The organism is Streptomyces sp. NPDC056296, assembly GCF_042268605.1.
GTDB lineage: Bacteria > Actinomycetota > Actinomycetes > Streptomycetales > Streptomycetaceae > Streptomyces.
Window position 1 is genome coordinate 48,613 of sequence record NZ_JBHJRX010000059.1, and the last position, 7,390, is coordinate 56,002.

Below are 7,390 nucleotides of genomic sequence, written 5' to 3' on the forward strand. Positions count from 1 at the left end.
AGATGAGCAAGCTCGAACTCCTCCCCGCCGTCGACGTCCGCGACGGCCAGGCCGTCCGCCTCGTGCACGGCGAGTCCGGCACCGAGACCTCCTACGGCTCGCCGTTGGAGGCCGCCCTCGCCTGGCAGCGCTCCGGCGCCGAGTGGCTGCACCTCGTCGACCTGGACGCCGCGTTCGGCACCGGGGACAACCGCGAGCTGATCGCCGACGTCGCCAAGGCGATGGACATCAAGGTGGAGCTCTCCGGCGGCATCCGCGACGACGCCACCCTCGCCGCCGCGCTCGCCACCGGCTGCACGCGCGTGAACCTCGGCACCGCCGCCCTGGAGACCCCCGAGTGGGTCGCCAAGGTCATCGCCGAGCACGGCGACAAGATCGCGGTCGGCCTGGACGTACGGGGCACCACGCTCCGGGGCCGCGGCTGGACCCGCGACGGCGGCGACCTCTACGAGACGCTGGACCGCCTGAACAAGGAGGGCTGCGCCCGGTACGTCGTCACCGACATCGCCAAGGACGGCACCCTCCAGGGCCCCAACCTGGAGCTTCTGAAGAACGTCTGCGCGGCGACCGACCGCCCGGTCGTGGCGTCGGGCGGCGTGTCGTCCCTGGACGACCTCCGCGCGATCGCCGGACTCGTCCCGGCCGGTGTCGAGGGGGCCATCGTCGGGAAGGCCCTGTACGCGAAGGCGTTCACCCTGGAAGAAGCCTTGGAGGCTACGTCGTGAAAATGGATACAGCGCCATGACATCCGAAGCCGTACGGCGCGTGCAGAGCGGAAGTCCCTGGGAAGATTCTTTCGGTTTCGCACGTGCCGTGGCGGCGGGTGATCATGTCATCGTGGCGGGCACGACCGCCTTCAAGGGCGACCTGCTGTACGGCGACGGCGACCCGTACGAACAGACCAAGGTGGCCTTCGCCACCGCGGTCGAGGCGATCGGCGAGTTCGGGCTGGACATCGAGTCCGTGATCCGGACCCGTGTGTATCTGGCACATTCGCGGGACGTCGACGAGGTGGGCCGCGCCCACAAGGAGCTGTTCGACACCGTACGCCCGGTCACGACCCTGCTGGTCGTGGAGGGGTTCATGGACTCGCGGGTCCTGGTGTCGGTGGAAGTGGAAGCATTCAGAGGCCCCGCCGGGCCCTGAGAGGTCATCAGAGGAGCACGGATTCATGACCCTGGCGGTCCGAGTCATCCCCTGCCTGGACGTGGACAACGGTCGGGTCGTCAAGGGCGTCAACTTCCAGAACCTGCGCGACGCGGGCGACCCCGTCGAGATGGCCAAGGTGTACGACACCGAGGGCGCCGACGAGCTGACGTTCCTGGACATCACCGCCTCGTCGGGCGACCGCGAGACGACGTACGACGTGGTGCGCCGCACCGCCGAGCAGGTGTTCATCCCGCTGACCGTCGGCGGCGGCGTGCGCACCGCCGACGACGTCGACAAGCTGCTGCGGGCCGGCGCGGACAAGGTGGGCGTGAACACGGCCGCCATCGCCCGCCCGGACCTGATCCGCGAGATCGCCGAGCGCTTCGGCCGCCAGGTCCTGGTCCTGTCGGTCGACGCCCGTCGCACCGAGGCGGGCACCTTCGAGGTGACCACCCACGGCGGCCGGCGCGGCACCGGCATCGACGCGGTGGAGTGGGCGCACCGCGCGGCCGAGCTGGGCGCGGGGGAGATCCTGCTGAACTCGATGGACGCGGACGGCACGAAGGACGGCTACGACCTGGAGATGATCGCGGCGGTCCGGGGGCACGTGACCGTCCCGGTCATCGCCTCCGGCGGCGCGGGCCGCCTCACCGACTTCCCCCCGGCCGTCGAGGCGGGCGCGGACGCGGTCCTGGCGGCGTCGGTCTTCCACTTCGGCGACCTGCGGATCGGAGAGGTGAAGGAGACGCTGCGGGGGGCGGGGCATCCCGTTCGCTAGTTCGAGATGTCGCCCTGGGTAGTGAGCGCGGTAGTGATCATGGTTCCACGTTGGCTAACGTGCTCATATGCCTGGGATCACGATTGAGTTCACCGAGGAAGAGCTGGCCGAGCTGCGCGCGGAGGCCAAGGAGCAGGGCGTCGCGATCAAGCGATTGGCGCACGACATACTGACCGAAGACGTGGTGCGTCGGCGGCAGAAGCAGCGGTTCGTGGAGGGCGCTTCGAAGAAGGCTCGCGAAATCATGGCCGACTTCGAGGAGCGCTTCCCGAAGGGCCTTCGATGACCCTGTACGTGGACACCGGCTGGGTCCTCAATATCCAGGTCAACGTGTCTCCACAGAACACGCCGATCCGGGACTGGGGCGCGCTGCACTGCATGGTCGAGCGGCACAGGTACGAGCGCGTCGCCGGTGAGGCCTACTACGAGGAAGTACCCTCGCGGGCTGCGACGTTCCTGCACACCGCCCTGCGGCTCAGGCCGTTCAGCGACTACAACGCCTCCATCGGTGTGGCCTGTGCCTGGGAGTACATGGAACAGTCCGGGATGCCGTTCGAGCTGCCGTACGGAGAGGTGGCCAAGCTCGTCGCCGACATCCGAAGCGACGAGGCCGACCTCCCCGAAACCGCCCGCCTGCTCCGCGACTGGGCTGAATGAACCGGTGACCGACCTCACGGACATACCCACTCGCGGGGCGTCCCTCGCCACCGAACGCCCCGCCCACCGCGACCCCAACGTCCTGCGCTGGGTCGCCGCCTACACCGCCTCCATGGTCGGCGACATGGTCTTCTACCTCGCGCTGTCCTGGGCCGCCGTGCAGAACGGCACCCCCGCGCAGGCCGGCCTCGTCGCCGCCGTCAGCGCGGTGCCCCGGGCGCTGCTCATGCTCGGCGGCGGGGTGGTCGCCGACCGGTTCGGGCCGCGCAAGGTCGTCATCGGCAGCGACGCCGTACGGTGCGCCACGGTGCTGGCGGTCGCCGCGCTGCTCTTCGTGACCGACCCGGGGCTGTGGCTCCTCGCCCTGCTCGCGGTCGTCTTCGGCACGGTCGACGCCCTCTTCCTGCCCGCCGTCGGGGCGCTGCCCGCCCGCATCACCGGCAAGGACCAGCTCGCCCGCGTCCAGGGCATGCGCGGCCTCGCCGTCCGGTTCGCCGCCGTCGTGGGCGCACCGCTCGGCGGGCTCGGCGTGGCGGTCGGCGGCGCGGCGGCGGCCTTCGCGCTCGCGGGGCTGCTGATCGCCGTGTCGGTGCCGCTGCTGATCTCCGTACGGATGCGCGAACTGCCGCCCGACGACGCGACCGGCGCGCCCGCCGCGGAGGACACCACCGCGTGGCGGGACCTGGTGGCCGGGCTCCGCTACATCCGCCGGCACCGCGTCCTCGGCCCGCTGATGGTGGCCATCGCCCTCGGCGACCTCGGCTTCGTCGGCCCCCTCAACGTCGGCCTGACCCTGCTCGCGGACGAACGCGGCTGGGGCGCGTCCGGGATGGGCTGGGTGCTCGCGGGGTTCGGCACGGGGGCCGGAGTCGCCGCCCTGCTGCTGACCGTGCGGGGGCGCCTGCCGCGCGCCGGGTGTGTCGCCGCCGGTGCGATCATCCCCGGCGCGGCCGCGATCGGCGCCCTGGCACAGGCTCCCGGACTGCCCGTGGCCGTCGGCACCGCGGTGGTCGTCGGGCTGCTCACAGGGCTCAGCGGCGCCATGTGCGGGGCCCTGCTGCAGACCCAGGCCGAGCCCGCCTACCTGGGGCGCGTCACCGCGGTCGGCGGAATCGTCAGCCTGGGCATCGCGCCGCTGAGCATGCCGCTGTCCGCCGCCGCCATCGGCGTCTGGGGCACCGGCCCGGTCTTCGCCGTCAGCGGCGCGGTCTGCGCACTCGGCGGGGTCGTCGCCCTGTGCGCGCCGGGCGTACGGCGGGCCGAACTGCCGGGGTAACGATCCCGGGCTGCGGCCCGCGCCGGGCCCTCGGGCAACCGGCCCCGCCTCAGATCCCCAGCTGCTTCGTCTCGTGCAGCCTCGCGATCGCGTCCTTCTCGCCCTCCAGCTCCACCTTCGCGGCGCTCTGCCGGCCGTACGCGAACAGCAGCAGCTCGGACGGCTCGCCGGTCGCGGTGACCACCGGCGTACCCCGGTGGGCGACCGTCGTCTGGCCGTTCGGGCGGCGCAGCACCAGGCCCGTCGGGATGCCGCGGCCCATCAGGCGGGCGGCGCGCTCCAGGCGGGACCACAGGGCGTCCTGGAAGACCGGGTCCAGCTCGCGCGGCGACCAGTCCGGCTGGGCGCGGCGCACGTCCTCGGTGTGGACGTAGAACTCCACCGTGTTCGCCGCCTCGTCGACCTGCTTGAGCTGGAAGGGGGAGAAGCGGGGCGGGCCGGTGCGGATCAGCTGGAGCAGTTCCTCGTACGGCTTCGCGCCGTACTCCTCCATCACCCGGTCGAGCCGGGACGCCAGCTGCTTGATCAGGGTGCCCCCGGCGGCGTCCGGCCGGCGCTCGCGCACCACCACGTGCGCGGCGAGGTCACGGGTCCGCCAGCCGTCGCACAAGGTCGGGGCGTCCGGACCCGCCGTCTCCAACAGGTCCGCGAGCAGAAGTCGTTCACGCTTGGCGAAAGTCGACATGAAGTCAGCCTACGGCGGCCGGCCGGGTCCGCCCAATGGACAGGGCCGGGGCGTGTCCGTCCCGCGCGGCACAATGGGCGCATGACCAGCAGCTCCCCCCGGCGTCCCAGCCCGCTCGCCCCGGAGATCGCCGCGCGTCTCAAACGCGGCGCCGACGGCCTCCTGCCCGCCATCGCCCAGCAGTACGACACCGGTGAGGTGCTGATGCTCGGCTGGATGGACGACGAGGCACTGCACCGCACCCTGACGACGGGACGCTGCACCTACTGGTCGCGCAGCCGTCAGGAGTACTGGGTCAAGGGCGACACCTCCGGGCACTTCCAGTGGGTGAAGTCCGTCGCCCTGGACTGCGACGCCGACACCGTCCTGGTCAAGGTCGACCAGGTCGGCGCCGCCTGCCACACCGGCGACCGCACCTGCTTCGACGCGGACGTGCTGCTCGACGCCCGCACGGACGGCACGGACTCCGGCGCGCCCGGCGCGGATCAGTAGGGTCTGCCCACATGGACGACATGGACGTCATGGACCTCGACACCTTCCGCAAGCTGGCCGCCGACCGCCGCGTGATCCCGGTCAGCCGCAAGCTCCTCGCCGACGGCGACACCCCGGTCGCGCTCTACCGCAAGCTCGCCGCCGAACGCCCCGGCACCTTCCTGCTGGAGTCCGCGGAGAACGGCCGCTCCTGGTCCAGATACTCCTTCGTCGGCGTCCGCAGCGCCGCCACCCTCACCGAGAGGGACGGGCAGGCCCACTGGCAGGGCACCCCGCCCGTCGGCGTCCCCACCGACGGCGACCCGCTCGCCGCCCTGCGCGCCACCGTCGAGGCCCTGCACACCCCGCGCGACCTCGCCCACGACCTGGGCCTGCCGCCCTTCACCGGCGGCATGGTCGGCTACCTCGGCTACGACATCGTGCGCCGCCTGGAGAAGGTCGGCCCCGGGGAGCGCGACGACCTGAAGCTGCCCGAGCTGACCATGCTGCTCACCAGCGATCTCGCCGTCATGGACCACTGGGAGGGCTCGGTCCTGCTGATCGCCAACGCGATCAACCACAACGACCTGGAGACCGGCGTCGACGAGGCCTACGCCGATGCGGTGGCCCGCCTGGACGCCATGGAGGCCGACCTCACGCGCGCGGTGGCCCAGCCCCCGGCCGCGCTGCCGCCGTCCGAGCTGCCCGAGTACACGGCGCTGTGGGGCGGACCCGACTTCCAGGAGGCCGTCGAGGACATCAAGGAGCGCATCCGCGCGGGCGAGGCCTTTCAGGTCGTGCCCTCCCAGCGCTTCGAGACACCGTGCACGGCGAGCGCCCTGGATGTGTACCGGGTGCTGCGGGCCACCAACCCGTCCCCGTACATGTACCTGCTCCGCCTCGACGGCTTCGACGTCGTCGGATCGTCCCCGGAGGCCCTGGTCAAGGTCGAGGACGGGCGGGCCATGGTCCACCCCATCGCCGGCACCCGGCCCCGCGGCGCCACCCCGCAGGAGGACCAGGCCCTCGCCGACGAACTGCTCGCCGATCCCAAGGAGCGCGCCGAGCACCTCATGCTCGTCGACCTCGGCCGCAACGACCTCGGGCGGGTCTGCGAACCCGGCTCCGTCGAGGTCGTCGACTTCATGTCCGTCGAGCGGTACTCACACGTCATGCACATCGTCTCGACGGTCACCGGACGGGTCGCCCCGGGCCGCACCGCCTTCGACGTCCTCACCGCCTGCTTCCCGGCCGGCACGCTCTCCGGCGCCCCCAAGCCGCGCGCCCTGCAGATCATCGACGAGCTCGAACCGTCCCGGCGCGGCCTGTACGGCGGCTGCGTCGGCTACCTCGACTTCGCGGGGGACTCCGACACCGCCATCGCCATCCGTACGGCACTGCTGCGCGACGGCACCGCCTACGTGCAGGCCGGCGCCGGCGTCGTCGCCGACTCTGACCCGGTCGCCGAGGACACCGAGTGCCGCAACAAGGCGGCGGCGGTGCTGCGGGCGGTGCACACGGCCAACCGGCTGGGGCGGTAGGGCGATCCGGCAGCCGCACAGGCCGGGGCGGTGGGGCGGATCTCACGCCCGCCAATCCGAACCCCGGGTGATGGTTCGCCCGGGGTTCGGGTGATAGTGGAGTACGTGACAGCCGTTCCTCACCCCCGTACCCCAGCCGCAGGACCCGCCCGGGCCGGCCGCCGGAGCCTCGCCGCCGCCCTGCTGTGCGGCGCGCTCGGCGCGGCCGTCGCCCTGCTCGCCACCCGGCAGGAGTGGGCGGAGGGCACCGCGACGGTGGCCGGCGGCGCGTTTCCCCTGACCGCCACGGGCAGCGACGTCACGGGCGTACCCGCGGCGCTCGCCATAGTGGGCCTCGCCGCGCTCGTGGCCGTCTTCGCCGTCCGCCGCGCGGGCCGGTTCGCCGTCGCCGCCCTGCTCGCGCTGAGCGGCGCGGGCACCGTCGCCGCGGCCCTGGTCGGTGCCTCCGACAGCTCCGCCCTGGACGACAAGGCCGCGAAGGCCGCCGGCGACACCTCGGCCACCGTGGACGCCCTCTCCCACACCGCCTGGCCGTACGTCGCGGCCGTGGGCGGCGCCCTGCTCCTGCTGGCCGGGCTGCTCGCCCTGCGCTACGGCCGCCTGTGGCCCGCGATGTCCGGCCGCTACGAGCGCGACGGCACCCCGCGCCCGCGCCGCAAGCCGCAGACCGTCGACCCGGACCGCCCCGAGGACCTCTGGAAGGCCCTCGACCGCGGCGAGGACCCGACCGGCGCCTGACCCGCGGTTCACCCGCGCGCACGCGGGCACCCGCCGACGTGCCGCGCGCGCTCCGGGGGCCCGGCGGCCGTCACGCGCGCGTGGCGGGGCCCGGC

General features: G+C 72.9%; 10 protein-coding genes. 9 read left to right on the forward strand and 1 reads right to left on the reverse strand.

Annotated elements, in window-relative coordinates; translation table 11 throughout:
• Nucleotides 1–2 precede the first annotated feature (2 nt).
• The 6 genes from priA to ACFCZF_RS33215 all read left to right on the forward strand — a co-directional run bounded on the left by priA (nucleotide 3) and on the right by ACFCZF_RS33215 (nucleotide 3,860).
• Nucleotides 3–725 carry a bifunctional 1-(5-phosphoribosyl)-5-((5-phosphoribosylamino)methylideneamino)imidazole-4-carboxamide isomerase/phosphoribosylanthranilate isomerase PriA gene (gene priA, locus ACFCZF_RS33190; protein ID WP_376674781.1) on the forward strand — a complete coding sequence of 241 codons (723 nt, stop codon included), beginning with the start codon at nucleotides 3–5 and terminating at the stop codon, nucleotides 723–725.
• A gap of 16 nt (nucleotides 726–741) precedes the next feature.
• A complete protein-coding gene (locus ACFCZF_RS33195) occupies nucleotides 742–1,146 on the forward strand; it encodes a RidA family protein (RefSeq protein ID WP_376674782.1) in 405 nt (134 codons plus the stop codon).
• 25 nt (nucleotides 1,147–1,171) lie between these two features.
• Nucleotides 1,172–1,927, forward strand: a complete 756-nt coding sequence (hisF, locus tag ACFCZF_RS33200) for an imidazole glycerol phosphate synthase subunit HisF (protein ID WP_376674783.1) — start codon at nucleotides 1,172–1,174, stop codon at nucleotides 1,925–1,927.
• A 67-nt stretch (nucleotides 1,928–1,994) separates the two neighbouring features.
• Nucleotides 1,995–2,213 carry a hypothetical protein gene (locus ACFCZF_RS33205; protein WP_018545641.1) on the forward strand — a complete coding sequence of 73 codons (219 nt, stop codon included), beginning with the start codon at nucleotides 1,995–1,997 and terminating at the stop codon, nucleotides 2,211–2,213.
• Entirely contained in the window at nucleotides 2,210–2,584 is a 375-nt protein-coding gene (locus tag ACFCZF_RS33210) for a hypothetical protein (RefSeq protein WP_376674784.1), read from the forward strand. Before ACFCZF_RS33205 ends, ACFCZF_RS33210 begins: the two co-directional genes overlap by 4 nt.
• Before the next feature lie 4 nt (nucleotides 2,585–2,588).
• Nucleotides 2,589–3,860: an MFS transporter gene (locus ACFCZF_RS33215; protein ID WP_376674785.1), complete on the forward strand. Its 1,272-nt coding sequence runs from the start codon at nucleotides 2,589–2,591 to the stop codon at nucleotides 3,858–3,860.
• A gap of 49 nt (nucleotides 3,861–3,909) precedes the next feature.
• Here the strand turns inward: ACFCZF_RS33215 and ACFCZF_RS33220 are convergent, their stop codons facing one another.
• The gene (locus ACFCZF_RS33220) at nucleotides 3,910–4,545 is read right to left on the reverse strand and encodes a TIGR03085 family metal-binding protein (RefSeq protein WP_375905979.1); all 636 of its coding nucleotides are present in this window, start codon (nucleotides 4,543–4,545) and stop codon (nucleotides 3,910–3,912) included.
• A gap of 81 nt (nucleotides 4,546–4,626) precedes the next feature.
• Here ACFCZF_RS33220 and hisI point away from each other — a divergent pair, with 81 nt between their 5' ends.
• The 3 genes from hisI to ACFCZF_RS33235 all read left to right on the forward strand — a co-directional run bounded on the left by hisI (nucleotide 4,627) and on the right by ACFCZF_RS33235 (nucleotide 7,295).
• Nucleotides 4,627–5,037 (forward strand): phosphoribosyl-AMP cyclohydrolase, encoded by a 411-nt coding sequence (hisI, locus tag ACFCZF_RS33225; RefSeq protein WP_375905982.1) that lies wholly within the window; start codon nucleotides 4,627–4,629, stop codon nucleotides 5,035–5,037.
• 29 nt (nucleotides 5,038–5,066) lie between these two features.
• A complete protein-coding gene (locus tag ACFCZF_RS33230) occupies nucleotides 5,067–6,557 on the forward strand; it encodes an anthranilate synthase component I (RefSeq protein ID WP_375906255.1) in 1,491 nt (496 codons plus the stop codon).
• A 96-nt stretch (nucleotides 6,558–6,653) separates the two neighbouring features.
• Nucleotides 6,654–7,295, forward strand: coding sequence for a TIGR02234 family membrane protein (locus tag ACFCZF_RS33235; RefSeq protein WP_375905985.1), 642 nt, complete (start codon nucleotides 6,654–6,656; stop codon nucleotides 7,293–7,295).
• The last annotated feature ends 95 nt before the right edge of the window (nucleotides 7,296–7,390 follow it).